This is a genomic window from Pseudomonas sp. HY13-MNA-CIBAN-0226 (assembly GCF_040310305.1).
GTDB classification, from domain to species: Bacteria; Pseudomonadota; Gammaproteobacteria; order Pseudomonadales; family Pseudomonadaceae; genus Aquipseudomonas; species Aquipseudomonas gregormendelii.
Window position 1 is genome coordinate 1 of record NZ_JBEOPS010000056.1, and the last position, 1,003, is coordinate 1,003.

Annotated in this window: 2 protein-coding genes; both read left to right on the top strand. The window is 48.8% G+C overall.

Going from position 1 to position 1,003, the window contains the following annotated elements:
* The first annotated feature begins 169 nt into the window (after positions 1–169).
* Entirely contained in the window at positions 170–412 is a 243-nt protein-coding gene (locus AAEZ05_RS27705) for a phage/plasmid replication domain-containing protein (protein WP_350649732.1), read from the top strand.
* Between the two features lie 65 nt (positions 413–477).
* A complete protein-coding gene (locus AAEZ05_RS27710; RefSeq protein WP_350649734.1) occupies positions 478–813 on the top strand; it encodes a hypothetical protein in 336 nt (111 codons plus the stop codon).
* Positions 814–1,003: the final 190 nt, after the last annotated feature.

A 1,003-nucleotide genomic window follows, 5' to 3' on the forward strand; every position in this document is an offset into this window, starting at 1 on the left:
CACATTTTCAGCATGACGCCTCCATGGCTTTAGGAGCGAAGCGAGTGGGGGTGCTGTTACACCCCCACTTTATTGTGATTTTCCACAATTTCACGGGTATTTGTGGAGTTTTCCTTGACGCTCATTCAGCCAAGTTTTACCGTGGTTTCCCACGGTAAAGGTTTATCCGATGAACATGTCGCTTGTCTCACGGTTGCTTCAGGAAAAAGGCGTTGTTACTCACGCCAACTCCGTTAGAACTACTGCTATGTACTTTCAACTTTGGAAGGAAGGTGAGTCTTTTGATCTGACCAAAAGACAAGTACAAGTTCATCGCTCACGGCTTCGCAAGATCGGCATTGATATTGCCGTTCCCTACACTGAAAGTTTTGATCGAATTTTTACAGAAGAATTTGGCGCTAAGGCCGATTAAATGCAGGCAGGGGAGATCTGACCTCCCCATCCCTGCTGACCATTACCGATCTAGGAGGATCAACAATGGCTGCTTCACATTTTACGCAATACCCAGCGACAACCGGCTTCCATGCTTTAGGCATTCTGCCTCAATGCCTGCTCCAAAGTGAAAAAATATCATGTTCATTCTCGCCATTTTCCGGCATCGATCCTTTGGGATTGCTCGGAAGGCACGTTGAATTCCAGCATGAGCAGGAATACTCAGTTCAAGTGGTTCGTTACGGTGCCGTCGTGGTTGCATTTCAAGCCGCGGCACCTGGGTATGGAATAGAGTGCCAATTGCTCCTTAGGCCTGATGACGGGTCCGACGATGAATACGTTCCCATATCGGCTCTCACCGTACTGGCGGTTTTCTCTTAGCACGTGTGCAGAGTCTGCCAGTGGGCAAAGCCGAAGCATGAGGCTTGTCATCTGGCAGACCATTTTCTCTCTAGCTAAATGTACTGACGCCAGACCAGGTAGAGGCTTCAAGGGTTACGCATAATGACGGGCGTTACGTTTAACGGCCTATGGAAACTGGCTTGGCCACCATGGGTCGTTTAATGTAACG